This is a genomic window from Methylobacterium sp. J-070, from assembly GCF_022829385.1.
In the GTDB taxonomy this organism is placed as follows: Bacteria; Pseudomonadota; Alphaproteobacteria; order Rhizobiales; family Beijerinckiaceae; genus Methylobacterium.
This window is the reverse complement of sequence record NZ_JAKSXX010000221.1, coordinates 1-23,498: the sequence shown is the minus strand read 5'-3', so window position 1 is coordinate 23,498 and position 23,498 is coordinate 1. Positions and strand designations below refer to the sequence as shown.

Below are 23,498 nucleotides of genomic sequence, written 5' to 3'. Positions count from 1 at the left end.
GGCGGAGCCCTGCAAGCGGTCCGCCGGGGCGCGGCCCTTCGGAAACCCCTCAGGGCCGTCCGGCGGGTCCCAGGCGGTGCTCGGCGAAGAAGTCGAGCATCGCCCGGGAGGCGTCGGGTCCCTCGCGGTCCGTGTAGCTGCCCTCCGGGCGGCCGCCCGACCAGGCATGGCCGGCGCCGCGCACCCGCCAATCCTCGACCACCACCCGGCCGGCGGCGTCCCGGTAGCGGGTGCGGGTGAAGGGATGGCCGCGACCCTCGATGGTCTCGGAGCGCGCGGTCAGGCCCGCGAGGCCGGCCTGCGCCAGCACCTGGTCGGCGTTGCGCACGCTGACCGTGCCGTCATCCTCGCCGTGGAAGATGATCGTGGGCACGCGCGTCGCCGGGGCGGGCGCGCCGAACGGCGTCGTGGCGGCGAGGCCCGGGGCGCCGACCTGCATGGCCATCAGCGCCGAGCCGAGGTCGCGCGCGCAGCCGGCGGCGAGCCCCGAATGCACCCCCACGGCGGCGAAGAGATCCGGATAGGCGCGGGCGATGGTGAGGGCCGCCGCGCCGCCCGCCGAGAGGCCCGCGATGTAGACCCGGGCCGGGTCGATCGGGTGCTCCGCCATCACCGCGCGGGTGAGGCCCGCGATGATCGCCGGCTCCCCCGAGCCGCGGGCCTGGTCGCGGGGCTCGTACCAGTTCCAGCAGCGCTGGGCATGGGCCTGACGGCTCTGGGCCGGATAGGCGACGTACACGCCCGCCCGTTCGGCCAGCGCGTTCATGCCGGTGCCGGCGGCGAAATCGTCCGGGTTCTGCGTGCAGCCGTGCAGCATCACGATCAGCGGCGCCCGCCTGTCCGGATGGCTCGGGATGAACAGCTTGTACTCGCGGGTGCCGGCGGTCTCGGTATGACTCAGGGCCACGAACGCGCCCCCGGCGGGGCGCTTCCGGTCGGTCGGCGGCGCCGGGGACCGCAGCGGGTTGCCGAGCCCCTTCAGCACCGGCGCGAGGCCGCGCACCACCTGCCCCATCACCTCGCGCATCCGCGCGCCGGATTCCGTCGCGCCGCCGCGGGATGCCTCGGATCCGCCGGCGGCCGCGTCGGGACCCGCGGGCTCCTGGGGCGGCGCGGCCTTCTGGCCGCCGAGGCTCCGCTGAATCAGGGCGGTCGCCTCCTCCAGCCGGCCGAGGCCGGTCAGACGGGTGGCCTCGATCATGTCGGCGAACGGCCACGCGCCGCCCCGGGCGTCACGCTCGCCGTCGCGGCCGCCGAAATCCTCGGTCATGCGTTCGCGTCCCTTCGCCCCAGCGGTTCCGGCCCCCGCATGCTTGGTTCCTGGATGGCCGGCCCCTGCCTGCTTGGCCTCGGCATCGCCTGCCTCAGCATCCCCACGGGGATCGGGACGTACACGCCTGAGCCACCGCATGGGCCATCCTCACCATCGGACGCGAGGGTCCGTCTCCGGCGCATTGTGCATTGCAATAAACATCGGCGTGCGATGCGGCAACACCCTCCGGCACAGGTCGGAGTGAGGGTGGCGGCGGCGGATCAGGCGGGATCGTCCGCGCCGATGTAGTCGCCCCAGATCGCGGCGGGACCGAGGCTCGCCCGGAAGCCGTCGTGCCGGGCCCGCTCCGCGTCCGTCAGCCGGCTCCGGTGGAACCGGGGCGCGGCCGCGGTCGCCGGCTGGGCGACCGATCCGGCGGCCGCGGCCGTGACCGCCGCCTCCATGAGCCCGAGGCTGGTCTGCTTGCCGCCGAGCAGCTCGACATAGACCTCGGCCAGGATCTGCGCGTCGAGGAGCGCCCCGTGCTTGGTGCGCCGGGTGTTGTCGATGCCGTAGCGGCTGCAGAGGGCGTCGAGGTTGTTGGCCGCCCCGGGGTGCTTGCGGCGGGCCATCGGCAGGGTGTCGACCACGTCCTCCAGCCGGATCGGCGGCGGCGCGTCGGCCCCGAGCCGGGCGTATTCCATGTTGAGGAAGCCGACGTCGAAGGGCGCGTTGTGAATCACGAGGCGTCCGTCGGCCAGGAAAGCCCGGAGGTCGCCGACGATCGCGGCGAAGACCGGCTTGTCGGACAGGAACGCGTCGGACAGGCCGTGGACGTTGAACGCGCCCTCGGAGACCGGCCGCTGCGGGTTGCAGTAGCGGTGGAAGGTCCGGCCCGTGGGGATGTGGTTCAGGAGCTCGACCGCGCCGATCTCGATCAGCCGGTCGCCGCCCCTGGCCTCCGTGCCGGTGGTCTCGGTGTCGAGGACGATCTCGCGCAGCATGGGTCTCGCGGCTCGCAGGCGGGGGATGGAGCTTAACCGGATAGGCCGGCGCGGTTAACCCGCCGTACGCGCCTCACCGGGACATGTTGCGGTACACGCAGACGCGCCCCTGGTCCTCGTACCCGGCCGGGCAGGCGGCGACGCAGGCGCCGGCCGCGAATTTCTTCGGCGGCGGGCAGGAGGCGGCGTACTGGGCCCGGGCCGGCGCGACGCCGAGCAACGCGAGGACGGTCACGGCCAGGATGCGGGCCGAACCAATCCGATCGCGACCTCCGAGACACCTGCTCATCATCATGCCCCTACGGCCGGATCACCCCACTGAGACGACAACCCCCGACCCGTGGCGGCGGGACCGCGTCATGCCCCGATCCGGTGCGGCGACGCACGCCCCGCCGTGAGCCGGGCCACGATCCCCGCCACCTCGGCCTCGGCCGCCGGGAAGCCCCGGCTCGTGTCGATGACGAAATCCGCCCGGGCGCGCTTCTCGGCATCGGGCATCTGCTTGGCCAGGATCGCCGCGAAGGCCGCCTCGGTCATGCCGGGGCGGGCCAGCACCCGGGCGCGCTGGACCTCCGGCGGGGCGCTCACCACCGCGACGGCGTCGCAGCGCGCCTCGCCGCCGGTCTCGAAGAGGAGCGGGACGTCGAGGACGACGAGGGGGGCCCCCGCGTGCCGCTCCAGGAAGGCCGCGCTGGCCGCCCGGACCAGCGGGTGGACGAGCGCCTCCAGCGCCGCCATCCGGTCGGGGGCGCCGAGCACCGCCGCGCGCAGGCGCGTCCGGTCGACGCCGCCCCGGGGATCGAGCACGCCGGGGAAGGCCGCGCCGATCGCCGCGGCGGCCGCGCCGCCGGGCCCGTAGAGGGCGTGGACCGCGGCGTCGGCATCGTGAACCGGGACGCCCAGGGCGGCGAACATCCCCGCGGTGGCGGATTTGCCCATGCCGATCGAGCCGGTGAGCCCGAGGACGACGGGGCCCGGCCCGGCCTTCGCCCTCATCGGGCGAGATCCGCCACGATCCGGTCCCGGAGCGCCGGGGTGACGGTCGGGCGCGGGCCGAACCAGGCCTCGAAGCCCGGGACCGCCTGATGCAGCAGCATGCCGAGCCCGTCCACCGCCGCGAGACCCCGCCGCCGCGCCGCGGCGAGGAGCGGCGTCTCCAGGGGGGCGTAGACGATGTCGGCCACCGCGGCGTCCGGCGGCAGGGGCGCGAGGTCGATGTCGAGGGGCGGCTGACCGCGCATGCCGAGGGAGGTGGTGTTGACGAGGAGCCCGGCGTCCGCCAGGGCGGCCGGGAGGTCGTCCCAGGCGAGGGCCGCGCCGATCCCCGGCGCCAGCGCGGCCAGAGCCTCCGCCCGGGCCGGGGTGCGGTTGGCGATCCGGATGCGGGCCACGCCGCGCTCGGCGAGCCCGACCACGATGGCGCGCGCCGCCCCGCCGGCCCCGAGCACCAGGGCGGTGCCGCCCGCGCGCCCCGGCCAGGCCGCCCCCAGGCTCTGGTCGAGATGGGCGCAGAAGCCCGGCGCGTCGGTGTTGTCGCCGCGGATGTGCCCGTCGGGTCCGATCACCAGGGTGTTGACGGCGCCGATCCGCTCCGCCCGCGGCGTCAGGGAATCGGCCAGCGCAGCGGCCGCCTCCTTGTGGGGCAGGGTGACGTTGCCCCCCCGGAAGCCCGATCCCGGCAGGCCGCGGACGAAGTCCGGGAAGGCCTCCGGAGCCACGTCCAGGCGCTCGTAGGAGCCCGGGAGCCCGTGCTCGGCGAGCCAGTGGCGGTGGATCAGGGGCGAGCGCGAATGCGCGATCGGGTGGCCGACCACGAAGGCGCGGGGGATCGCCGATCCGCTCATGCCGCGCAGTCGCGGGCGAGGCGGCAGGCCGGCCCGCCGGCCTCCTCGATCTGCAGGGTCGCGTGGCCGATCCCGAAGCGCGCGCGCAGGCCTTCGGCGGTCGCGGTCAGGAAGCCGTTGCCGGGCTGGCGATGCGCCTCGTGACCCGCGACCATCACCAGATGGACCGTGAGGGCGACGCTGGTGGTGCTCATCGGCCAGATGTGCAGGTCGTGCAGGTCGGCGACGCCGGGCTGGTCGCGCAGGAAGACCGTCACCGCCTCGGGGGAGATCTCCGGCGGCACGGCGTCGAGGGACATCGCCACGCTGTCGCGCAGCAGGCCCCAGGTCGCCCAGACCACGAGACCCGCGATGACGAGGCTGACCGCGGGGTCCAGCCAGGTGAACCCGGTGAGCAGGATCACCAGGCCGGCGATCACCACCCCGGCCGAGACCGCGGCATCGGCCGCCATGTGCAGGAAGGCGCCGCGGAGGTTGATGTCGCCCTTGGCGCCGCTGGCGAAGAGCCACGCGGTCACGCCGTTGACCAGGATCCCCACGGCGGCCACCACCATCACGGTCGCGCCCGCCACGGGCTCCGGATGGACCAGCCGGACCAGCGCCTCCCAGATGACCGCCCCCATGGCGATCAGCAGGAACACGGCGTTGAACAGGGCGGCCAGGATCGAGGAGCCCCGGTAGCCGTAGGTGAAGCGCGCGGTGGCGCGCCGGCGCACCAGGATCGTGGCGATCCAGGCGGCCGCGAGGCCCAGCACGTCCGACAGGTTGTGGCCGGCATCGGCCACAAGCGACATGGAGTTGCTGAGGTAGCCGTAGGCCGCCTCGATCCCCACGAAGGCGGTGTTGAGCGCGATGCCGATGGCGAAGGCCGGCCCGAAGTCTTTCGGGAGATGCGCATGGCCGCCGTGGGAATGGCCGCCGTGGGAATGGCCGGCATGGGAGTGGCCGCCGTGGGACGGGTCGGCATGCAAAGAATGGTCGTGCCCGGCCAAGCGGTGCTCCCTCAGAAATCCAGATACCCGGCGGCGCGCAGGCGCGCGAGGAGCGGCAGCAGCGGCAGGCCCAGCACGGTGCTGTGATCCCCCGCCACCGATTCGAACAGGTGGATGCCCGGCCCTTCCAGCTGATAGCCGCCGACGCTCGACCGCACCCGGGCCTCGCCGGCGCACTCCACATAGGCCGCGATGGCCCGGGCATCGAGGGCGCGCAGGGTCAGGCGGGCGGTCGCCACGAAGGCGTCCTCGACCGCCCCCGCCAGGACGACGGCGGAATGGAGGGCGTGGGTCCGGCCGGCGAGCCGGGCGAGCTGCGCGCGGGCCTCGGCGGCATCGGCCGGCTTGTGGAACACCGTGCCGTCGCGGTCGAGCACTTGGTCGGCGCCGACGACGAGCCGCCCGGGGAACCGGGCCGCCACCGAATCGGCCTTGGCGCGCGCGAGCCGCAGGGCGAGGTCACGGGGCGACAGGCCGGCGCCCGCCGCCTCCAGGGCGCGCTCGTCCACGTCGGGGACGGCGGTCTCGACGGGCAGGGCGGCGCTCTCCAGCAGGAGGCGCCGGGTCGGGCTGGTGGAGGCGAGGAGGAGCGGGGCCGAGCCGGTCCAGGGCGAGCGGAGCATCGCGCCAGTGTCACGGATCCGGCGGCCGGTGCAAGTCGGGGGCGCTGCGACGAGCCCCGCCGCCGGGTTGGACCGGCCGGCGGGGCTGTCGCGGGGCCGATACGCAACCTGGCGCCCAGGGCCGACATTGGCAGGGACCGGTTAGGGGAAGGTCAACGGCCGGATCGCCGCGCCAAGCCGTTCCGTGCCGCGGCGGGACAGGGAGTGGCTGAATCCCGTTCCGCTTCTCTCCCTCCCCCGCAGAGGGGGGAGGGGGACGCGCGGATGAGATCCGGGACAGTGCCCTTCGTATCGCCGTCTCAGGTGTTCATCGAGTCGAAGAAGTCGCTGTTGCTCTTGGTCTGGCGCAGCTTGTCGAGCAGGAACTCGATCGCGTCGGTGACGCCCATCGGGTTGAGGATGCGGCGCAGCACGTAGGTCTTCTTGAGGGCGTCCGGCGGGACCAGCAGCTCCTCCTTGCGGGTGCCCGAGCGGGTGATGTCGATCGCCGGGAAGATGCGCTTGTCCGAGACCTTGCGGTCCAGGATGATCTCGGAGTTGCCGGTGCCCTTGAACTCCTCGAAGATCACCTCGTCCATGCGCGAGCCGGTGTCGATCAGCGCCGTGGCGATGATCGACAGCGAGCCGCCCTCCTCGATGTTGCGGGCGGCGCCGAAGAAGCGCTTGGGCCGCTGCAGGGCGTTGGCGTCGACGCCGCCGGTGAGCACCTTGCCGGAGGACGGCACCACGGTGTTGTAGGCGCGGCCGAGCCGGGTGATGGAATCCAGCAGGATCACCACGTCGCGGCCGTGCTCCACGAGGCGCTTGGCCTTCTCGATCACCATCTCGGCGACCTGCACGTGGCGGGTGGCCGGCTCGTCGAAGGTCGAGGCGATGACCTCGCCCTTCACCGAGCGCTGCATGTCGGTGACCTCCTCGGGCCGCTCGTCGATGAGCAGCACGATCAGGTAGCACTCGGGGTGGTTGAGGGTGATCGACTGCGCGATGTTCTGCATCAGCACGGTCTTGCCCGTGCGCGGCGGCGCCACGATCAGGGCGCGCTGGCCCTTGCCGATCGGCGCCACGATGTCGATGATCCGCGGGGAGAAATCCTTCTTGGTCGGGTTGTCCAGCTCGAGCTTGAACCGCTTCGTCGGGAAGAGCGGCGTCAGGTTGTCGAAGTGGACCTTGTGCTTGATTTTTTCCGGATTTTCGAAGTTGATCGTGTTGACCTTGAGAAGGGCAAAATAACGCTCGCCGTCCTTGGGTCCGCGGATCGGGCCCTCGACGGTGTCGCCGGTGCGCAGGCCGAAGCGGCGGATCTGGGTCGGCGAGATGTAGATGTCGTCGGGACCGGGCAGGTAGTTCGAGTCGGAGGAGCGCAGGAAGCCGAAGCCGTCCTGCAGCACCTCGACGGTGCCCGAGCCGATGATCTCGACCTCCTTGGCAGCGAGCTGCTTCAGGATCGCGAACATCAACTCCTGCTTGCGCATGGTCGAGGCGTTCTCGACCTCGACCTCCTCGGCGAAGGCCGTGAGGTCGGTGGGCGTCTTGGACTTGAGGTCCTGGAGCTTGACCTCGCGGACGCCTTCGAGGGCGGCGGGCATCGTCGGCAGATCGGCGGCCGGCTCCGCGGTCTCGAGGTCGGCGAGGGCGTCGGGATGTGGCGTCATGGGGTGTCTTGCAACCGACGAGAAAGGTGGGAGGGCCGGTTCTGTGCCAAGCACCCGGGGGACGGGCGCCGAAGGGCGGGCCGCGCTGAGGCGAGGGGCCCGAGGATCAGGTTGGCGAAACCGTTTTGGCAGGACCCTCACGGTTCACGGGCGCGCTGTGGCGCAGACCTTGTGATGAGGGCAGGGGAGAAATAACGCGTTTCTTCACCGCACTCAAGTGGTCGCAAGCGTCCGGCAAGATCGGATCGTCAGGATCGGCTCCGCACGCCCGGGGGCTGGGCTCCGGAAGGCGCGCCCGGTACGCAGGCCCGCGGCCCGGCGCGGCACGCGGGCCGGGCCGGTTCGGAACCGGGCTCCCGCGGGACCGTTCATCGTGCCGGCGCCGCAGCGCAACAGAGATCCACCCGGGAACCCACCTGAGCACCATGCGCGACGACGCCACCGGACGCACCATCATCGCCCACGAGCCGCGCCGGATCCCCTGGCTCGACCTCGTCTTCGGCTTCGGCCCCATGGTGCCGATCGCGGTCGGCGCCGGCGCGGCCTGGTGGCTGAACGGGCAGCCCCTCGACTACCTGGTGGCCCTGTTCACCCTGCTCTACGCCGCCTCGATCCTGCTGTTCCTGGCCGGGGTGCACCGGGGCGTCAGCTTCCGGACCGAGGGCGGCCCGCACCTGTCGCAGATCGTGACCATGCTGGTCCTGTACGGGCTCGGGCTGTTCAGCCTGTGCGCCGCCGTGATGGGCAAGGCGGTGCCGGCGCTCGCCATGCTGATCCTCGGCTACGCGGCCATCGGGATCCTCGACCCGATCGCCGCCCGGGCCGGGACGGTGCCGCTCGCCCATGCCCGCCTGCGCCCACTGCAGATGCCCATCGCCGTGGTGAGCCTCGCGGCCCTCCTGTGGCTGAAGCTGACGGCGCCGTACTGAGGTTGCCGGATGCGGCGCCCCCTTTCCCGGACAGGCGAAGCGGAGCGGGACCCGGTGCGGGACGGTGCGCAGCGTCCATCCGCGGCAAGGTCGACGTTTACGCGTCGCACCCCTCGGATAGCGTGCCGCTTCGGCGGCGCTTCGTGTGCCGGATCCCGGGTCGCATTCCGCTGACGCTGCAGGCGCCCGGGAAAAGGGGCGCCGCGGACGGCAGGCGCCCGGCCAAGCTCGGGGCGACATCCGCGAACCGAATTCCCCTTTCGCCCGTCATGTTCTAGAGCCCGACCCCAGGATCTCCGCCGCGCCGGGGAGACGACTCAATCCGGACCCGGGCTCCGGGTCCGCGAGAAGCGAACACGATCCCATGTCCAAGCCCGAGACCCTGAAACCCCGCCTGCCCCGCGGCTTCGTCGACCGCCGCGCCGACGAGATCGCCGCGCAGGGGCGGATGCTGGAGACGATCCGCAGGAGCTTCGAGCTCTACGGCTTCGAGGCCCTGGAGACGCCCTTCGTCGAGTACACGGAGGCGCTCGGCAAGTTCCTGCCCGACCTCGACCGCCCGAACGCCGGCGTGTTCTCGTTCCAGGACGACGACGAGGCGTGGCTGTCGCTCCGTTACGACCTCACGGCGCCGCTCGCGCGGTTCGTGGCCGAGCATTTCGACGCGCTGCCGAAGCCCTACCGCAGCTACCGGGCCGGCGCCGTCTTCCGCAATGAGAAGCCGGGGCCGGGCCGGTTCCGCCAGTTCATGCAGTTCGACGCCGACATCGTCGGGGCGGGTTCGGTGGCGGCCGATGCCGAGACCTGCATGCTGATGGCCGACACCCTCGACCGGCTCGGGCTGGGCGGCCAGTACGTGGTCAAGGTCAACAACCGCAAGGTGCTCGACGGCGTCATGGAGGCGATCGGGCTGGCGGGTCCCGACCGGGCCGGCCAGCGCCTCACGGTCCTGCGCGCCATCGACAAGCTCGACCGGCTGGGCGTCGACGGCGTGCGCGACCTGCTGGGCGCCGGCCGCAAGGACGAGAGCGGCGATTTCACCAAGGGCGCCGGCCTCGACGCGACGGCGGTGTCCCGGATCCTGGCCTACGTGTCGTTCCAGGCCGATGCCGGCGACGGCGCCGACCGGATGGCGTTCTGGGAGAAGTTCTTCGCCGGCTGGCACGAGGCGGTGGGCGAGTCCGAGACCGGCCGCGAGGGCATCGCCGAACTGCACGCGATCATGCGCCTCTGCGCCGCCGCTGGCTACGGCCACGACGTGATCCGGGCCGATCCGAGCGTGGTGCGCGGGCTCGAATACTACACCGGCCCGGTCTACGAGGCGGAGCTGACCTTCCCGGTGACCAACGAGGACGGGCAGACCGTGCGGTTCGGCTCGGTGGCGGGGGGCGGGCGCTACGACGGCCTCGTCGGGCGGTTCCGGGCCGAGCCGGTGCCGGCGACCGGCTTCTCGATCGGCGTCTCGCGGCTGTTCGCGGCCCTGCAGCTCGTGGGCAGCCCGCTGCTGGCCGGCGTCGAGACCCCCGGGCCGGTGGTGGTGCTGGTCCTCGACCGGGAGAACATGGCCGATTACCAGAGGCTGGTCGCCCAGTTGCGGGCGGACGGCATCCGGGCCGAACTCTATCTCGGCTCCGCCGGCATGAAGGCGCAGATGAAATATGCCGACCGGCGCCGCGCCCCGGTGGCGGTCATCCAGGGCTCGAACGAGCGGCTGGCCGGCGAGGTCCAGATCAAGGACCTGATCGAGGGCGCCCGGGCGGCCGAGTCGATCGCCAGCAACGCCGAGTGGAAGGCGGCGCGGCCGGCCCAGTTTTCCTGCCCGGAGGCCGATCTGGTGGCGCAGGTCCGCGCCGTGCTGGCCCGGCATTTCTCATCCACCGCCGGTTGAAACGCCCCGGCTCCGGCCGCGTTGATCCCGGGTCTGGGCCGCGACGCCGTCGGCCGGGAGAGCCGGGGATGCGCGCCGAGATCCTGTCGAAGACCCTGGTCCTGGCGGCCGGGCTGGTTCTGGCCGGCGCGGCCCCGGCCTGGGCAGGCCGCCCGATCCCCGGTCCCCTGCCGAGCGCCGTCGCGGCGGCCACGCCCGGAACCGGCAGCGCCCCAATCCTCAGCGCCGGCGTCGCGGGCGCCCCCGCCATGGCGGCCCTGACCCGGCGCAAGCCCCTGCGGCGGGCCCGCGGGGCGCGCCTCGGCAGCGCCCGGCCGCTCTGAGCGCGGGCGCTACCGGAGACAGACGGGCGGGATCGCGGCGCGGACATTGGCCGCGAAGGTCTCCAGGCCGCAGGCGCCCTCCCGCGCCTGGCAGATCCCGATCGCCAGCGGCAGCGACACCGGCGGGTCGAAGGGACCGAGCGGCCGGGCGGAGCGCAGCTGGTCGAGGGTCTGGGCGTAGACCCGGACCCGCACCGTCCGCGCGCCGGTCTCCGGGTTGCGCCAGACCTCGAAGGCGAGGGTGGTGCCGGGCGCCGTGGGGTCCGGCTGTCCCGGCAGCGACCAGCCGAGGCCGAGGGCGCCCGACAGGCTCGACAGGGTGGTGTCGTCCCCGGCCAGCACGACGAGGCGCGCGCTCGACCCCAGCGGCGGCACGCCGAGGCCCCGGGGCGCCTCGCCCGTCAGCAGGTCGGCGAGCATCCGCAGCAGGGTCGCGGCGCGGAACCGGGCGATCCCGGGGGTCCGGCGCAGGAGGTCGGCCCACCGCCGGTGGGCGGGGAGGATCTGGGCCAGGGTCTCGGGCGCGCCCTGTCCCCAGGCGACCTGATCGGCCGGCAGGCCCTCGGCGTAGTCCAGGAGCAGGGCCTCCGACACCGTGGCGGCCAGCGCCAGCGGACCGTCGATCCTCGGCCCGGCGGGCGTGGCCACCAGCGTGCTCGGGCCCTCGAGGCAGGCCGCCGGAACCGCCTTGCAGGCACCCGGACCCAGGATCCGCTTCAGCGCCGCGATGGCCTTGTCGGCGGGTTTGTCGGTCACGGCGGTCCCCCCCGCCGTGCGCGCCTGCACCGCCGCCAGGGCCTCGGCCGGATCCAGGGGGCAGACGCGACCGCTGTCGAAGACCGGATCGGAAGCACCCGCCGGCCCGTGGCGGGCGACGAGGCCGCAGCCCGGCGCGACGGCATCGGCCAGGACATGCCCGCTCCGGCGGGTGCGGTTCGTGGCGCCGTCCGCCCAGACCTGCACGGCGTCGGGCGCCGGGCAACCGGTCTCGGGCAGCAGCTCCGCCCGGGCATAGACGCTCCGCAGGTAGGCCCCCATCCGGGACAGCGCCTCGACGCCGTGCGGCGTCAAATCCCCCGGCTCGCCGGGAAAGGCCGGCCAGGGCCGGCCGGTCCTGGCCTCCAGGGCGGCCGGCGAAGCGGTCGGCGCGCGCCCGCCGTGGCGGGAGACCATCACCACGCGCTCCAGCCGGGGCTCGGCCCGGACGGGGGCCTGCGCCGACAGGAGGATCGCGAGGGCGATGCACGCGGACGCGGTGCCCGAGACTGCAACCCTCGGGCCTCGCCCCCGGCCGGGCACCTGCGGGATCCTCCGAGCCATCACGGTCGCCCCCGTCTCCGCATGGAATGATCCGGCGGCCCGGGCTCAGGCCGCCCGCAGGCCGGACAGGAACTGCCCCACGGCGGCGCCGAGCCGTCCCGACTCGCGCGACAGGGCCTGCGCCGAGGCCAGGACCTGGGCGGCAGCGGCCCCGGTCTCGTCGGCGGCCCCCGCCAGGCCCGCGACGTTGCCGGTCACCGCGCTGGTCCCGGCGGCGGCCTCCGACACGTTGCGGACGATTTCCTGGGTGGCTGCACACTGCTGCTCCACGGCGGCGGCGATCGAGGTCGCCACGCCGCTGATCTCCTCGATGCGGGCGGTGATCGAGCCGATCGCCCCGACGGCCTGGCCGGTGGAGGCCTGGATCCGGCCGATCTGCCCGGTGATCTCCGCGGTGGCCCGGGTGGTCTGCTCGGCCAGGGCCTTCACCTCGGAGGCGACCACGGCGAAGCCCCGGCCGGCGGACCCGGCCCGGGCCGCCTCGATGGTCGCGTTGAGGGCCAGGAGGTTGGTCTGGGCCGCGATGCCGGAGATGAGCGCGACCACGTCGCCGATCCGGGACGCGGCGGCGCTGAGATCCTCCACGAGGGCCGCGGTCTGGCCGGATTCCGCGACCGCCCCCTGCGCCAAGCTGGCCGAAGCCTGAACCTGCCGGCCGATCTCCTGAACCGAGGCGCCGAGCTGCTCGGCGGCGGCCGCCACCGTGCCGACATTGCCGGCGGCGTCCTCGGCCGCCCGGGCGACGCCCCCCGACTGGGCCGAGGCCTGGGCGGCGATCGCGCTCATGCTTCCGGCCGTGGTCTGGAGCTGGGCGACGGCGTCCGTCACCGCGACGATCACCCCGCCGACGCTGCCCTCGAAGGCCGTCGCCAGGCTCTGCATCGCCGCCCGGCGCTGGGCCTCCGCGCCCGCCCGGGCCAGCGCGGTCTCGGCCTCGAGGGCCCGGTTGCGCTCCAGGCTCGCCCGGAAACCGAGGGCGGCCCGGGCGATCTCGGCGATCTCGTCGCGCCGCTCGGTGCAGGGCACGGCGACCGCGGCGTTGCCGGCGGCCAGCTCCGTCATGGCGGCGGCGACCCACAGGGCGCGCCCGGCGATGTCCCGGGCGAGCCACGCCATCAGGGCCAGCGCCAGGACCGTGCCGAGGCCGGTGCCGACCAGGATCGTCGTCACCGCCGTCGCGCTGGCCTCGCGGGCCGCCCCGGTGGCGGCCCGGGCCGCCCGGCTCGCGGATCCCTTCAGGCCATCGAGGCTCTTCCAGGCCGTGTCGTACAGCTTATTGGCCGGACCGTTGAAGGCCGTCCGGGCCCGGGCCGCCTCGCCTCCGGCCGCCAGCGCGAAGGCCCCGCGCTGGGCCTCCAGATAGGCCTGCCATTGCCCGGTGAAGGCCGTCATGGACGCGGCCGTATCGGGGCTCGCCGACAGCAGGGCGGCGACGTCCCGGATCAGGCCCTGCATCTCGGCGATCCGGGCATCGTTGCGGTCCCGGGCCTGGGCGAGGGCGCCGGGTTCGGTCTCGTCGAGCACCCGGGTGGCCCCCAGGCGCACGCGGGTCATGGTCGCGCGCAGATCGCCCAGGAGGTCGACGGCCGGCAACAGCCGGTCGCCGATCTCCTCGGTGGTCGCGGTACTCTGCCAGACGCGCAGGGCGGCCTGGGTGCCGACCGCGATGACGATCGCCCCGATGAGGCCGGCGAGCACCAGGAACTGGGTTCTGAGGCGGACAGGGAGATGCACGGTCGTTCACCGATGACGGGCCGGAAGCGGCCCGTGTAGCGGATCGCCGTTGCAGCTCCGTAAAGGTTATCGGTCATCGGACCGCGCCTTGCGCGATCCTGCGTGACGCATCGGGCCGGCACGCCCCCTGTCGCCAAGGCCGGTCGCGGTTGCTACAGAGCGCCCGCGAGGATGGATGCGATGACACGACCGGAGGCGGGGGAGACGGGGGCGGGGGACGCGGCGCGCGCGCGGCTCTCCGCCCATCTGGCGTCGGCGGGCTACCGGCCGGTGACGCCGCCGGTGCTGCAGCCGCTGGAGCCGTTCCTGGAACTGTCGGGCGAGGATATCCGCCGGCGGATCTTCGTGACCCAGGATGCGGGCGGGGCCGAGCTGTGCCTGCGGCCGGAATTCACCATTCCGGTCTGCCGCCTGCACCGGGCCGAGGCCGACGGGCGCGCGGCCGATTACAGCTATTGCGGCCCGGTCTTCCGGCTGGCCGCCGACGAGCCCGACGAGTTCTTCCAGGCCGGCATCGAGTCGATCGGGCGCACCGACACCCCGGCGGCCGATGCCGAGGTGCTGGGCCTCGCCCTCGAGGGGCTCGCGCTGTTCGGCCGCGTCGCTCCGGCGGTGCGGCTCGGCGACATGGGCCTGACCGTGGCGCTGCTCGACGGCCTCGCGGTGCCGCCCGCGGCCAAGCGCCGGACGCTCCGGGCGCTCGCGGCCGGGCGCTCGCTCGACGCGGTGACCAACGGCGCCGAGGGCGTCCGGCCCGAGGACCCCCATGCGGGCCTGCTGGCGGCGATCCAGGGCCAGGATCCCCGGGGCGTGCGCGCCTTCGTGGAGGACGTGCTGGCGATCGCCGGGATCTCGGCGGTGGGCGGGCGCAGCGCCGGCGAGATCGCCGAGCGCTTCCTCGCCAAGGCGGCCGCGCAAGCCCATGGCGGGGCCGGGCTCAACGCCGAGAACCGCGCCGTGCTCGACCGCTACCGGGCCATCGGGGGCCACCCGGACGCGGCGGCGCGCGACCTGCGGGCCCTGGTGGCGGACGCGAACCTCCGGCACGACGCGCTCGCGGCGGCCCTCGACCTGTTCGAGGAGCGCACCGGCTTCATCGCGGCCCGGGGCCTGCCGATCGAGCGGTTCCGCTTCCAGGGCGGCTTCGCCCGCAATCTCGACTACTATACCGGCTTCATCTTCGAGGTGACCGAGGGGGACGGTTGGGGCGACGGGCCGATCCTGGTCGGCGGCGGCCGCTACGACGGCCTGCTGGGCCATCTCGGCAGCCCGGTCCCGCTTCCGGCGGTGGGCTGCACCTTCTGGATCGCGCGCGTGGCGGGAGCCGGCCGATGACGTCCTCGGACCCGGCCGCCATGCCGCTGATCCTCGCCGTCCCGTCCAAGGGTCGCCTGCAGGAGAACGCCAACGCGTTCTTCGGCCGGGCCGGGCTGAAGCTCGCGCAAGGAGCGGGCGCCCGCGACTACCGGGGCAAGCTGCTGGGCGTCCCCGACGTCGAGGTGCGCTACCTCTCGGCCTCGGAGATCGCCGCGCAGCTCGCCTCGGGCGCCGCCCATCTCGGGGTCACCGGCGAGGACCTGATCCGCGAGACCCTGCCGGACGTGCGCGGCCAGGTGGAGCTGCTGACGCCGCTCGGCTTCGGCAACGCCACCGTGGTGGTGGCGGTGCCCCAGGCCTGGATCGACGTGCGCGACATGTCCGACCTCGACGAGGTCGCGGCCGGCATGCGCGCCCGGCACGGGCGGCGCCTGCGGGTCGCCACCAAGTACGTGAACCTGACCCGGCGGTTCTTCGCCGAGAAGGGCGTCGCCGACTACCGGATCGTCGAGAGCCTGGGCGCCACCGAGGGGGCACCGGCGGCGGGCTCGGCCGAGATCGTGGTCGACATCACCACCACGGGGGCGACGCTCGGCGCCAACGCCCTGAAGATCCTGGACGACGGGATCATCCTGCGCTCGGAGGCCAACCTCGTGGCGTCGCTCCGGGCTCCGTGGGGCGAGGGCCAGCGGGCCGCGCTCCGCACCGTCCTCGGCCGGATCGCCGCCGAGGAGCGCGCCCGCACGACCCGGGAGGTGCGGGCCGCCCTGCCGGAGAGCGGCACGATCGACCTCGCCAGCCTCGCGGGCCTGCACGAGGCCGAACTGCCCTACGGCGCCCCGGAGGGACCCGAGGGCGAGATCGTCCTGCGCTGCCCCGAGGGGGCGGTGTTCGAGCTCGCCGGGGCGCTGGTCGAGGCCGGGGCGCGGGCCGTGACGGTGCGGCGGGTGGATTACGCCTTCGCGGCCGAGAATCCCCTGGCGGAGCGGCTGCTGGCGCGGTTGTAACGAGCCGGCTCAAAAGCGCGCGTTGCTGATCGGACAGCGCCGGCATTCGCCACTGGCATGCGCGGGCCGCTTTGCGCCGGCGGTCGCTTCTCGCCGTGACACCGGCCTGCGCGCATCGCACACTGCGATGTGGCCTCGAACCCATGCACGTCATCACGCAAGCGCGGATCTGGGAGGCCAAGCGGACATGGCCCCATGCCGCCGATGCGCTCGATGCCCGGTATCGACTGATAAGGAGTTCGGAACCGCGCGACTTCGCTCAAATGAAAGCGCTGTTTTCGGCAACCGACAAGGTCGGTCGCCTGCATGTGTTCGATATCGGCGGCAAAAAATTGAGTTTAATTTCTGTCGTTCAATATAAATACAAGAAGATCTATATCCAAGCTATTATGGATCACGCCACGTACGACAAGGGCAAATGGAAGGGGTAGATCGATGACCACCCTCGTGGAGAAGGCCGTCGCGCATTGGCCGCACGTCGCCCCCCTGCTGACCGCCCCGGCGAACCGACGTGACTACGATCGGCTGGTCCAGGCCATGGACCAGATCCTGAGCCTCATCGGCGAGGACGAGGATCATCCCCTGGCGGTTCTCGCCTCCCGCATGGGCGATTTGATCGAGGCCTACGACGCGGCGCAGCGCCCCATGCCGCAGGTCACCGGTGCCGCCGCGTTGCGCTACATCATGGACGAACGCGGCCTCGGCCAGGGTGAGCTGCCGGAGGTAGGTCCGCAATCCGTCGTCTCGGAGATCCTGAGCGGCAAGCGTCAGATCAACATCCGTCAGGCCCGGGCCCTGAGCGCGCGCTTCGCGTTCCCGGCGGCGATGTTCCTCGGTCTGTAGGGATCCGGCGTGTTTGCGTCGATCTCTACTGCGGCCCCTGCTTGGCGAACTCCGCCAGCACCCCGCGCAGCACCTTGAGCCGGGCGTCGTAGGCCGTGGTGAGGCAGGCGACGTCGGCGCCGCAGGTCCGGCGCTCCTGCAGCCACGCCTCCTGATCGTCGCGCAGCTTCGCCTGGCCGCCCATCGGCAGCACGCTCTTCAGGATCTCGAACCGGGTCGCCATCTCGACGTCCCGGTCGTTGAGCGGGAGATGGGCGCAGATCGCCGTCTCGTCGGGGGCCCCGGCCTTCGCGCAGGGGAAGCTCGCGGCCCGGGCGGGTGGCGCGGCGGTCGAGCCGGCGAGGGCGGCTAGCAAGGCGGCGAGGAGGAGCGGCTTCGTCATGGCCTCCCAACGGCCCGGCGGTGCAAAGGCTCCGCGCCGCGTCGGGGCGTGGGGAATCCGGCGGGGATCACAGGATCCCCGGATCAGAGGCCCGGCTTGACGATCGCCAGGATAACGATGCCGATCATCAGGAGCGTCGGCACCTCGTTGAGCACCCGGTAGAACCGGGGCGCGCGGGTGTTCCGGTCGGCCGCGAAGTCCTTGACCATCCGGGCGAGCCAGCCGTGGATCCCCGACATCGCCAGGACCAGCACGACCTTCGCCTGCAGCCACGGAGCCGCGTAGTAGCCGCTCATCCCGGCGAGGATCAGCCCGAACACCCAGGTGGCGATCAGCGCCGGGGTCATGATCGCCTTGAGCAGGCGGCGCTCCATCACCTTGAAGGTCGCGGCCTGCGCCTCCGAGCCCGGCGGCAGGCCGGCGTGGTAGACGAACAGCCGCGGCAGGTAGAGCATCCCCGCCATCCAGGCGATCAGGCTGATGACGTGCCCGGCCTTGATCCAGTCGTACAGCACGCTCTCACCCGCGCAGCCGGGCGAGCATGCGCTCGACATGGGCGACCGGCGTCTGCGGCGTGATGCCGTGGCCGAGGTTGAACACGTGGGGCAGCCCCGCGGTGGCCGCCAGCACGGCATCCACCGCCGCGTCGAGGGCGGCGCCGCCCGCGATCAGCGTGTCGGGATGGAGGTTGCCCTGCGTCACCGTGGCGGCCGGCACCCGGGCCCGCAGGGCCTTCAGATCCACGCCCCAATCGACCCCGACCGCGTCGGCGCCCGTCTCCGGCACCACCCGGGCATGGCCGTCGAGACCCGAGCCGCGGGCGAACACGATGATCTTCGCGTGGGGCACGCGGGCGCGGACGCCGGCGATCATGCGGGCGATGGGTTGCAGGGACCAGCGGGTGAGGGCGTCGGCCGCGGGGGCATCCGGCAGGGCGCTCTCGGCGACGTCGCCCACGGGCTCGACGACCCCGCCGGAGGCCGGCACGGCGAGCGGCAGGGTGCCGGCATGGGACTCGAAGATCTGCACGGCGTCGGCGCCGGCCTCGAGCTGGCGCACGAGGTAATCGGTCTGCACCGTGACGAGCCGGTCGATCAGGGCGTCGACCAGGGCGGTGTCGCCCTCGGCCAGCGCCCGCGCGGGGGCGAGGTCCGGCGTGCCGCGGCCGCCGATCATGTAGCTCGCCACCGTCCAGGGCGCACCGCAGAAGCCCAGCAGCGTGGTCTCGCCCGGCAGTTCGGCGCGCAGCCGTCGCACCGTCTCGAAGACCGGGGCGAGATGCGCCATCACCGCCGGATCGCCGGCCTCCCGCAGCCGCGAGAACGCCCCCCGGCCGTCGAGCGGATCGAGGCGCGGCCCCTCGCCCTCCACGAAGCGCACGTCCTGGCCGAGCGCGTGGGGGACGACCAGGATGTCCGAGAACAGGATCGCGGCGTCGAAGCCGAAGCGGCGGATCGGCTGGAGCGTCACCTCGACGGCGAAATCCGGATTGTAGCAGAGGTCGAGGAACGAGCCCGCCTCCGCCCGGGTCGCCCGGTATTCCGGCAGGTAGCGGCCGGCCTGGCGCATCATCCAGGCGGGGGGCGGCCCGATCGTCTCCCCGTCGAGGACACGCATCATCCTGCGACCCACCTGCGGCGTCCCCGTCATCTGCGCTCCCACCCGCTCAGCCCATCCCGCATGCCCGTCGGCGCGCCCCGTGTCGAGTCGCGGCGCCGCGATCCCCACACAGGCCCCTTCGAAAAGAAAAGAGAGAATCTAGGACTCTGTTTTTTCTCTTGGGGGCCGGAATGTCGGGAGCGCAATCCGGTCCACAGGCGGTCCCCGCCGCCGCGCCGTTAACGGAGCTTTAAAGGATTCGCTCCATCTTGCCAGAACGGCCAGATCCGGCAGCCGCTTGGCAGCGCCGAGTCCTGTGCGGCCGCGGATTCGTCCCGGATTCTCCCAGCGGGGCGGATTCCGCGTGCGCCGATCATCCGCCTGTGAACGGCGGAGTCGATAGTGCGCAACGGAATCGCCCTGGACCGGCCCGACGCGGCATCCTATCCACACTCATCGACTCCCCTGGCGGCCGACGGTGGACAACGCGGTCCCGGCAGGACAGCGACCGCGGAGACGACCGGATGGGCCGCAGCTATTTCCACCTCCACCTCGTCTCCGACTCCACCGGCGAGACGCTGATCAATGTCGGGCGGGCGGCCGCCGCGCAGTACGAGGGCGTGTCGGCGATCGAGCACGTCTACCCGCTGGTGCGCTCGGCGGCGCAGCTCGACCGGGTGATCTCGGAGATCCGGGCGGCGCCGGGCCTCGTGCTCTACACCCTGGTGGGGGGCGACCTCGGCGAGCGGCTGGAGGAGGTCGCCCGGGAGACCGGGTCGCCCTGCCTGTCGGTGCTGCGGCCGGTCCACGACCTGCTGCGCGCCTATCTCGGCGCCGAGACCACCGCCCGGCCCGGCGCCCAGCACATGCTCAACGCGGAGTATTTCAAGCGCATCGACGCGATGAACTTCACGCTCGCCCACGACGACGGCAACCTGCCCGAGGACCTGGAGGAGGCCGACGTGATCCTGCTCGGGGTCAGCCGGACCTCGAAGACCCCGACCTCGATCTACCTCGCCAATCGCGGCCTCAAGACCACCAACCTGCCGCTGGTGCCGGGGATGCCGCTGCCGCCCGCCCTCGAGCGCGCCCGCAAGCCCCTGGTGGTGGGCCTGTTCGCCTCGCCGGAGCGGATCGTGCAGATCCGCCAGAACCGGCTGTCCAGCCTGAACGCCGACGAATCCTCGATGTATGTCGACCGCTCGGCGGTGGCCGACGAGATCACCGCGTCCCGCCGGCTGTTCACGAAGAACCGCTGGCCGACCATCGACGTGACCCGGCGCTCCATCGAGGAGACCGCGGCGGCGATCGTCGATCTCCACCGCGACCACCGGCTGAAGTTCATCGCCGATTGAGGCCCGGGCTTCCGAAGGCCGCGGGCCGTTCGAGACCGGGACCCGTTCAACCCCCGCTCAGGACCGACCGGACCAGGGCGAGGCCCGCGAGCAGACCCGCGAGCCCCGCCGCCACCGAGGCCAGCACGTAGAGGGCGGCCGCCGCCGTCTCGCCGCGCTCGTACAGGCTGATCGCGTCGAGCGAGAAGGTCGAGAAGGTGGTGAAGCCGCCGAGCACCCCGGTGGTCAGGAACAGCCGGGCCGGATGGCCCGCCGCGCCGCGCAGGGCGAAGCCTTCCGCCAGCACCCCCATCAGGAACGAGCCCAGCACGTTGATGATCAGCGTGGCCAGCGGAAAGCCGAGGCCCGGCAGCAGCCGCGCCACCGCCACGTTGACGCCGTGGCGGGCCCCGCCTCCGAGCCCGGCCCCGAGGATGACGATGAGGGTGTTGATCATGCCTGCCCTTCCTGTACGGTCGGGCGGCCCCGTCATGTCGCGGCTTCGGCACACGGCCCCACCGCGGGCCGCGGAGGCGCGCCCGTGCGGTAGGAGCCATCAGCCCGGCACAGGATCGGTGCGCCGGGCGGTTGTCGGGGAGCTCCATCCCCATCGCGGGCAGGCTTAGCGCAGGACGCCGCAAAGGGGAATCGGGTTTTGCGGACCCGTCCCGCCTCCGGATCCGCGGGGGCGTCAGCGCGTTTAGGCGAAATGGCTGCGCTGCTCGATCTGGGCGGCGTAGAAATCCTCCACCACCTCGCGGACCACCTCGGCGAGTTCGTCCCCCCGATGCTCGTCGAGCTGGATGTCGCTGCCGACGGTCCGGCCGACGGCGCAGCTCGCGGCCCCCGGCACGAGGCGCTCGTTGTAGCGCTGGTTCAGGCCCGAGACCGAGATGTAGTTGCTGCCGCCGAGTTCCGGACCGTACTTGATCTTGATCTTCTGCTCGGTGTCGGTCCCGCGCAGCTGCGCGCAGAGGCTGATGAAGTTGTCCTGATCGATCTTGGCCTCGAGGCCGCTGATGCTGCCGTGGACGTTGTCCTCCTCGTTGAGGACTTCGGCCATGAGGTTCAGCACCCCGACCACCGGCTCCAGCGCCCGGGCGCCGTCCTCCAGCAGCTTCCTGCGGAAATCGTTGCTGCGGGCATCGGCCTCCTGCAGCCGTGCGCGAAACCTGTCCTTGACCTCGTTCGTGCGTGCCATCGCGTGCCTCCCAGATTGTTCGACCCGATGCTTGTCGCTCGGTGATCGAGACCCTACGGAGGCAATTCAGTTGACGCAATGACGTGCAAGATATTGATGCCTGCTCAGATCTTGAGCCGTTGCACAGGAATAATACTTGCTCAGGAACTGTGCAACGGCGCTCGTCCGGGCCGGCGGCCTTACTTGAGGAGCTGCAGCAGGCTCCGTCCGGCCGCGGTCTTGAGTTCCTTGGCGTCGAGCTTGCCGTCGCCGTCGGGATCGGCCGCCTTGAAGCGGCTCTCGGCCAGGGCGAGGTACTCCTTGCGGTCGAGGGTGCCGTCGGCGTCGGTGTCGGCCGCCTTCAGGTCCTTCTTGCTGACCCGGCCCTTCAGCTCCTTGGCGTCGACGGTGCCGTCCTTGTCCTTCTCGGCGGCGTCGAAGGTCTTGCCGGCGGCGGCCTGGGCCTCGGCCAGATCGATCGTGCCGTCGTTGTCGGTGTCGACCATCTTCAGGGTGCGCTCGGTCCCCGAGGACCGGGCGGAGGCCGCGGTCGGGAGCGCGGCCGGCAGGACGAGGGCGGCGACCAGCGTCGCGGCGAGCGCACGGGCGGGTCGGTGCAGGGTCGCGGGCATGGATGACATCTCCGGTGGCGATCAGCGCCGGCAGCCCAAATCGCCGCGGCGCGGGCCGTTCCCGGACGGGTCTTCACAAAGCCTGGATCGCCCCGGCGGCGATCAGCGGGCCGGCCCGTCGAGCGGCGCCAGGCGGTCCGGCCCGGGCTCCGCGGCGACCGGTTCGGAGCGCGACAGGGCGCGGGCCAGGGCGGGCAGGTCCGGGCCGCCCGCACCCCCGGCTCCGAAGACCGATCGGTCGAGGGCCGCGAAGGCCGCCGCGAGGTCGGGCCGTGCCCGCCAGATCCGGGCGAGATCCGGGGCCTCGCGCATCGCCGCGTCCAGACTCGCGCGGAACCCGGCCGGGTCCCCCGCGCGGGCCGTCGCCCGCAGGGCGCGCCGGGCCGGGCCGGAGAGGCGCAGGCGCGGCCGGCCGAGGCCGAAGCCGATCAGCGCCAGTCCGAGCCCGAAGGCCGCGAGCGCCGCACCGGCGACCACGAGCGGCGAGGGGATCGGCGGGGGCGCCCGGTCGGTCGCGCGGTCGGGGAGGCCGCCGCCGATCTGCCGGGCCGGGATCTCGGTCTCCCGCATCGTGCGGGTGCCGGTGTCGAACCACGGGATCGCGATGGCGTCGAGGGGGATGATCTCGGGCACGCCGGGCTTCACGTCCCACTGGTAGGTGGCCCGGGCCACCGGTCCGGAGGGGGTCAGCAGGGTCTCGCGGGTGACGGGACCCGCGAAGGTGATGATGCCGCGGGTGCGCATCACCGGCCGGGGCGGCAGGCCCTCGGCGACCATGCCCTGGGCCTCCAGGGTGACGATCCGCCGGGTGGTCTCGCCGACCTTCACGGTCTCGGGATCCGGACTCCAGGAATCGGTGATCGCCACGTCCCTGGCGGGCAGCCACCAGGGCTCCGGGACGTCCGGGCCGCCCGTGGGGGCGGTCCAGGGCGTCACCGGGAACGGGATCGGCGTCGAGCGGACCTCGACCACCCGGCGCTCGCCGACGTCGTTGACCGTGAGCTTGTGGGTGAACGGCTCGATGGTGAACTGGCCGGCATGGTGGGGGAAGACCGCCACGGTGCGGTCGAACGCGATGGCGCTCTGGCCGTCCGGAAGCTTGGCCTTGCTCCAGTGGTCCCGGCCGAGCTGCGTCCAGGAAAAGTTCGCCAGCGAGGGCTGCACCACTTCCTCCAGCAGGATCGGCTGCCGGTAGACCCCGTGGATCTTCAACAGCACCATCTCGCGGGGGAAGGGGGCGCTGTTGCCGTTCAGCTCCGCGGTGACCGTGAGGGTGAGGTCGCCCGGCTCGATCTCGGCCCGGGCGGCGCGTGGGGCGAGGAGGGGGGCGAGGAGGGTGAGGAGCAGGGCGGCCAGGATGCGCGCCCTCCCTCCCCCCTCTGCGGGGGAGGGTCCCCTGCGGAGCAGGGGGGGCGAGGGGAGCGCTGCTTCGGGCATGGTCTCGCCCGACCTGACGGGCTCAGTCCTCTCCGGAAGCCGGGCTCCCCTCTCCCGACCCCCTCCGGGGGCCACCCTCCCCCGCAGAGGGGGGAGGGCAATCGCGCATCGCGGAAGACTCAAAAGAATCACCACGGGTTGCTCCCGGCGGGAATCGCGGTGCCGGCCTCGACCCGGCGGGTCTGCTCGGCGCGCAGGCGCAGCTT

Annotated in this window: 25 protein-coding genes and 1 riboswitch; of the genes, 8 read left to right on the top strand and 17 right to left on the bottom strand. The window is 73.0% G+C overall.

Annotated elements, in window-relative coordinates:
* Window positions 1–49: 49 nt before the first annotated feature.
* The 8 genes from MKL01_RS23640 to rho form a co-directional block, all read right to left on the bottom strand.
* Window positions 50–1,270, bottom strand: coding sequence for an alpha/beta hydrolase family esterase (locus tag MKL01_RS23640; RefSeq protein WP_243907614.1), 1,221 nt, complete (start codon window positions 1,268–1,270; stop codon window positions 50–52).
* A 263-nt stretch (window positions 1,271–1,533) separates the two neighbouring features.
* Entirely contained in the window at window positions 1,534–2,256 is a 723-nt protein-coding gene (dnaQ, locus tag MKL01_RS23635) for a DNA polymerase III subunit epsilon (protein ID WP_243907613.1), read from the bottom strand.
* A gap of 73 nt (window positions 2,257–2,329) precedes the next feature.
* Window positions 2,330–2,491 (bottom strand): hypothetical protein, encoded by a 162-nt coding sequence (locus MKL01_RS23630; RefSeq protein WP_409566319.1) that lies wholly within the window; start codon window positions 2,489–2,491, stop codon window positions 2,330–2,332.
* A gap of 122 nt (window positions 2,492–2,613) precedes the next feature.
* Window positions 2,614–3,252, bottom strand: coding sequence for a dephospho-CoA kinase (coaE, locus tag MKL01_RS23625; RefSeq protein WP_243907612.1), 639 nt, complete (start codon window positions 3,250–3,252; stop codon window positions 2,614–2,616).
* Entirely contained in the window at window positions 3,249–4,100 is an 852-nt protein-coding gene (locus MKL01_RS23620; protein WP_243907611.1) for a shikimate dehydrogenase, read from the bottom strand. The genes coaE and MKL01_RS23620 overlap by 4 nt, the downstream gene beginning before the upstream one ends.
* Window positions 4,097–5,092, bottom strand: a complete 996-nt coding sequence (locus MKL01_RS23615) for a cation diffusion facilitator family transporter (RefSeq protein ID WP_243907610.1) — start codon at window positions 5,090–5,092, stop codon at window positions 4,097–4,099. Before MKL01_RS23615 ends, MKL01_RS23620 begins: the two co-directional genes overlap by 4 nt.
* An 11-nt stretch (window positions 5,093–5,103) precedes the next feature.
* Window positions 5,104–5,715 carry a Maf family protein gene (locus MKL01_RS23610; RefSeq protein WP_243907609.1) on the bottom strand — a complete coding sequence of 204 codons (612 nt, stop codon included), beginning with the start codon at window positions 5,713–5,715 and terminating at the stop codon, window positions 5,104–5,106.
* 299 nt (window positions 5,716–6,014) lie between these two features.
* Entirely contained in the window at window positions 6,015–7,367 is a 1,353-nt protein-coding gene (rho, locus tag MKL01_RS23605) for a transcription termination factor Rho (protein WP_243907608.1), read from the bottom strand.
* A 425-nt stretch (window positions 7,368–7,792) separates the two neighbouring features.
* On the opposite strand from rho, the gene MKL01_RS23600 reads away from it, so the two are divergent.
* The 3 genes from MKL01_RS23600 to MKL01_RS23590 all read left to right on the top strand — a co-directional run bounded on the left by MKL01_RS23600 (window position 7,793) and on the right by MKL01_RS23590 (window position 10,507).
* Window positions 7,793–8,296 carry a DUF3429 domain-containing protein gene (locus MKL01_RS23600; protein WP_243907607.1) on the top strand — a complete coding sequence of 168 codons (504 nt, stop codon included), beginning with the start codon at window positions 7,793–7,795 and terminating at the stop codon, window positions 8,294–8,296.
* A gap of 364 nt (window positions 8,297–8,660) precedes the next feature.
* Window positions 8,661–10,184: a histidine--tRNA ligase gene (hisS, locus tag MKL01_RS23595; RefSeq protein ID WP_243907606.1), complete on the top strand. Its 1,524-nt coding sequence runs from the start codon at window positions 8,661–8,663 to the stop codon at window positions 10,182–10,184.
* Between the two features lie 68 nt (window positions 10,185–10,252).
* The gene (locus tag MKL01_RS23590) at window positions 10,253–10,507 is read left to right on the top strand and encodes a hypothetical protein (RefSeq protein ID WP_243907605.1); all 255 of its coding nucleotides are present in this window, start codon (window positions 10,253–10,255) and stop codon (window positions 10,505–10,507) included.
* 9 nt (window positions 10,508–10,516) lie between these two features.
* On the opposite strand, the gene MKL01_RS23585 is transcribed toward MKL01_RS23590, so the two are convergent.
* Both MKL01_RS23585 and MKL01_RS23580 read right to left on the bottom strand, forming a co-directional pair.
* A complete protein-coding gene (locus tag MKL01_RS23585; RefSeq protein WP_243907604.1) occupies window positions 10,517–11,827 on the bottom strand; it encodes a histidine-type phosphatase in 1,311 nt (436 codons plus the stop codon).
* 45 nt (window positions 11,828–11,872) lie between these two features.
* Complete coding sequence (locus tag MKL01_RS23580) at window positions 11,873–13,561, bottom strand: methyl-accepting chemotaxis protein (protein ID WP_243907603.1); 1,689 nt, start codon at window positions 13,559–13,561, stop codon at window positions 11,873–11,875.
* Window positions 13,562–13,741: 180 nt separating this feature from the next.
* Here MKL01_RS23580 and MKL01_RS23575 point away from each other — a divergent pair, with 180 nt between their 5' ends.
* The 4 genes from MKL01_RS23575 to MKL01_RS23560 all read left to right on the top strand — a co-directional run bounded on the left by MKL01_RS23575 (window position 13,742) and on the right by MKL01_RS23560 (window position 16,728).
* Window positions 13,742–14,896, top strand: a complete 1,155-nt coding sequence (locus tag MKL01_RS23575; RefSeq protein ID WP_243907602.1) for an ATP phosphoribosyltransferase regulatory subunit — start codon at window positions 13,742–13,744, stop codon at window positions 14,894–14,896.
* Window positions 14,893–15,885: an ATP phosphoribosyltransferase gene (gene hisG / locus MKL01_RS23570; protein WP_243907601.1), complete on the top strand. Its 993-nt coding sequence runs from the start codon at window positions 14,893–14,895 to the stop codon at window positions 15,883–15,885. The genes MKL01_RS23575 and hisG overlap by 4 nt, the downstream gene beginning before the upstream one ends.
* A gap of 143 nt (window positions 15,886–16,028) precedes the next feature.
* Window positions 16,029–16,316, top strand: a complete 288-nt coding sequence (locus MKL01_RS23565; RefSeq protein WP_243907600.1) for a type II toxin-antitoxin system HigB family toxin — start codon at window positions 16,029–16,031, stop codon at window positions 16,314–16,316.
* Window positions 16,317–16,320: 4 nt separating this feature from the next.
* Window positions 16,321–16,728 carry a type II toxin-antitoxin system HigA family antitoxin gene (locus MKL01_RS23560; RefSeq protein WP_243907599.1) on the top strand — a complete coding sequence of 136 codons (408 nt, stop codon included), beginning with the start codon at window positions 16,321–16,323 and terminating at the stop codon, window positions 16,726–16,728.
* Between the two features lie 25 nt (window positions 16,729–16,753).
* Here the strand turns inward: MKL01_RS23560 and MKL01_RS23555 are convergent, their stop codons facing one another.
* The 3 genes from MKL01_RS23555 to MKL01_RS23545 form a co-directional block, all read right to left on the bottom strand.
* A complete protein-coding gene (locus MKL01_RS23555; protein WP_243907598.1) occupies window positions 16,754–17,110 on the bottom strand; it encodes a lysozyme inhibitor LprI family protein in 357 nt (118 codons plus the stop codon).
* A gap of 83 nt (window positions 17,111–17,193) precedes the next feature.
* Complete coding sequence (gene hemJ, locus MKL01_RS23550; RefSeq protein WP_243907597.1) at window positions 17,194–17,625, bottom strand: protoporphyrinogen oxidase HemJ; 432 nt, start codon at window positions 17,623–17,625, stop codon at window positions 17,194–17,196.
* 4 nt (window positions 17,626–17,629) lie between these two features.
* Entirely contained in the window at window positions 17,630–18,730 is a 1,101-nt protein-coding gene (locus MKL01_RS23545; protein ID WP_409566318.1) for a uroporphyrinogen decarboxylase, read from the bottom strand.
* A gap of 503 nt (window positions 18,731–19,233) precedes the next feature.
* Here MKL01_RS23545 and MKL01_RS23540 point away from each other — a divergent pair.
* Window positions 19,234–20,064: a pyruvate, water dikinase regulatory protein gene (locus MKL01_RS23540; RefSeq protein WP_243907595.1), complete on the top strand. Its 831-nt coding sequence runs from the start codon at window positions 19,234–19,236 to the stop codon at window positions 20,062–20,064.
* A 46-nt stretch (window positions 20,065–20,110) separates the two neighbouring features.
* On the opposite strand, the gene crcB is transcribed toward MKL01_RS23540, so the two are convergent.
* The 4 genes from crcB to MKL01_RS23520 all read right to left on the bottom strand — a co-directional run bounded on the left by crcB (window position 20,111) and on the right by MKL01_RS23520 (window position 23,292).
* Window positions 20,111–20,500 (bottom strand): fluoride efflux transporter CrcB, encoded by a 390-nt coding sequence (gene crcB, locus MKL01_RS23535; RefSeq protein ID WP_243907594.1) that lies wholly within the window; start codon window positions 20,498–20,500, stop codon window positions 20,111–20,113.
* Window positions 20,501–20,583: 83 nt separating this feature from the next.
* Window positions 20,584–20,661, bottom strand: a riboswitch (Fluoride riboswitch).
* A gap of 82 nt (window positions 20,662–20,743) precedes the next feature.
* On the bottom strand, window positions 20,744–21,244 hold the full coding sequence (locus MKL01_RS23530; protein WP_243907593.1) for a hypothetical protein: 501 nt from the start codon (window positions 21,242–21,244) through the stop codon (window positions 20,744–20,746).
* A 179-nt stretch (window positions 21,245–21,423) separates the two neighbouring features.
* Window positions 21,424–21,855: an EF-hand domain-containing protein gene (locus tag MKL01_RS23525; protein ID WP_243907592.1), complete on the bottom strand. Its 432-nt coding sequence runs from the start codon at window positions 21,853–21,855 to the stop codon at window positions 21,424–21,426.
* A gap of 102 nt (window positions 21,856–21,957) precedes the next feature.
* Entirely contained in the window at window positions 21,958–23,292 is a 1,335-nt protein-coding gene (locus MKL01_RS23520; protein ID WP_243907591.1) for a hypothetical protein, read from the bottom strand.
* Window positions 23,293–23,498 lie beyond the last annotated feature (206 nt).

What these genes read in the sequence shown, in the direction of transcription:
- crcB (WP_243907594.1), bottom strand. Translation starts at nt 20,500, where the DNA reads ATGATCAACACCCTCATCGTCATCCTCGGGGCCGGGCTCGGAGGCGGG.
- hisG (WP_243907601.1), top strand. Translation starts at nt 14,893, where the DNA reads ATGACGTCCTCGGACCCGGCCGCCATGCCGCTGATCCTCGCCGTCCCG.
- MKL01_RS23525 (WP_243907592.1), bottom strand. Translation starts at nt 21,855, where the DNA reads ATGCCCGCGACCCTGCACCGACCCGCCCGTGCGCTCGCCGCGACGCTG.
- MKL01_RS23640 (WP_243907614.1), bottom strand. Translation starts at nt 1,270, where the DNA reads ATGACCGAGGATTTCGGCGGCCGCGACGGCGAGCGTGACGCCCGGGGC.
- MKL01_RS23520 (WP_243907591.1), bottom strand. Translation starts at nt 23,292, where the DNA reads ATGCCCGAAGCAGCGCTCCCCTCGCCCCCCCTGCTCCGCAGGGGACCC.
- coaE (WP_243907612.1), bottom strand. Translation starts at nt 3,252, where the DNA reads ATGAGGGCGAAGGCCGGGCCGGGCCCCGTCGTCCTCGGGCTCACCGGC.
- MKL01_RS23575 (WP_243907602.1), top strand. Translation starts at nt 13,742, where the DNA reads ATGACACGACCGGAGGCGGGGGAGACGGGGGCGGGGGACGCGGCGCGC.
- MKL01_RS23555 (WP_243907598.1), bottom strand. Translation starts at nt 17,110, where the DNA reads ATGACGAAGCCGCTCCTCCTCGCCGCCTTGCTAGCCGCCCTCGCCGGC.
- rho (WP_243907608.1), bottom strand. Translation starts at nt 7,367, where the DNA reads ATGACGCCACATCCCGACGCCCTCGCCGACCTCGAGACCGCGGAGCCG.
- MKL01_RS23620 (WP_243907611.1), bottom strand. Translation starts at nt 4,100, where the DNA reads ATGAGCGGATCGGCGATCCCCCGCGCCTTCGTGGTCGGCCACCCGATC.
- MKL01_RS23590 (WP_243907605.1), top strand. Translation starts at nt 10,253, where the DNA reads ATGCGCGCCGAGATCCTGTCGAAGACCCTGGTCCTGGCGGCCGGGCTG.
- MKL01_RS23610 (WP_243907609.1), bottom strand. Translation starts at nt 5,715, where the DNA reads ATGCTCCGCTCGCCCTGGACCGGCTCGGCCCCGCTCCTCCTCGCCTCC.
- MKL01_RS23560 (WP_243907599.1), top strand. Translation starts at nt 16,321, where the DNA reads ATGACCACCCTCGTGGAGAAGGCCGTCGCGCATTGGCCGCACGTCGCC.
- hisS (WP_243907606.1), top strand. Translation starts at nt 8,661, where the DNA reads ATGTCCAAGCCCGAGACCCTGAAACCCCGCCTGCCCCGCGGCTTCGTC.
- MKL01_RS23585 (WP_243907604.1), bottom strand. Translation starts at nt 11,827, where the DNA reads ATGGCTCGGAGGATCCCGCAGGTGCCCGGCCGGGGGCGAGGCCCGAGG.
- MKL01_RS23530 (WP_243907593.1), bottom strand. Translation starts at nt 21,244, where the DNA reads ATGGCACGCACGAACGAGGTCAAGGACAGGTTTCGCGCACGGCTGCAG.
- MKL01_RS23565 (WP_243907600.1), top strand. Translation starts at nt 16,029, where the DNA reads ATGCACGTCATCACGCAAGCGCGGATCTGGGAGGCCAAGCGGACATGG.
- MKL01_RS23540 (WP_243907595.1), top strand. Translation starts at nt 19,234, where the DNA reads ATGGGCCGCAGCTATTTCCACCTCCACCTCGTCTCCGACTCCACCGGC.
- MKL01_RS23545 (WP_409566318.1), bottom strand. Translation starts at nt 18,730, where the DNA reads ATGATGCGTGTCCTCGACGGGGAGACGATCGGGCCGCCCCCCGCCTGG.
- dnaQ (WP_243907613.1), bottom strand. Translation starts at nt 2,256, where the DNA reads ATGCTGCGCGAGATCGTCCTCGACACCGAGACCACCGGCACGGAGGCC.
- MKL01_RS23600 (WP_243907607.1), top strand. Translation starts at nt 7,793, where the DNA reads ATGCGCGACGACGCCACCGGACGCACCATCATCGCCCACGAGCCGCGC.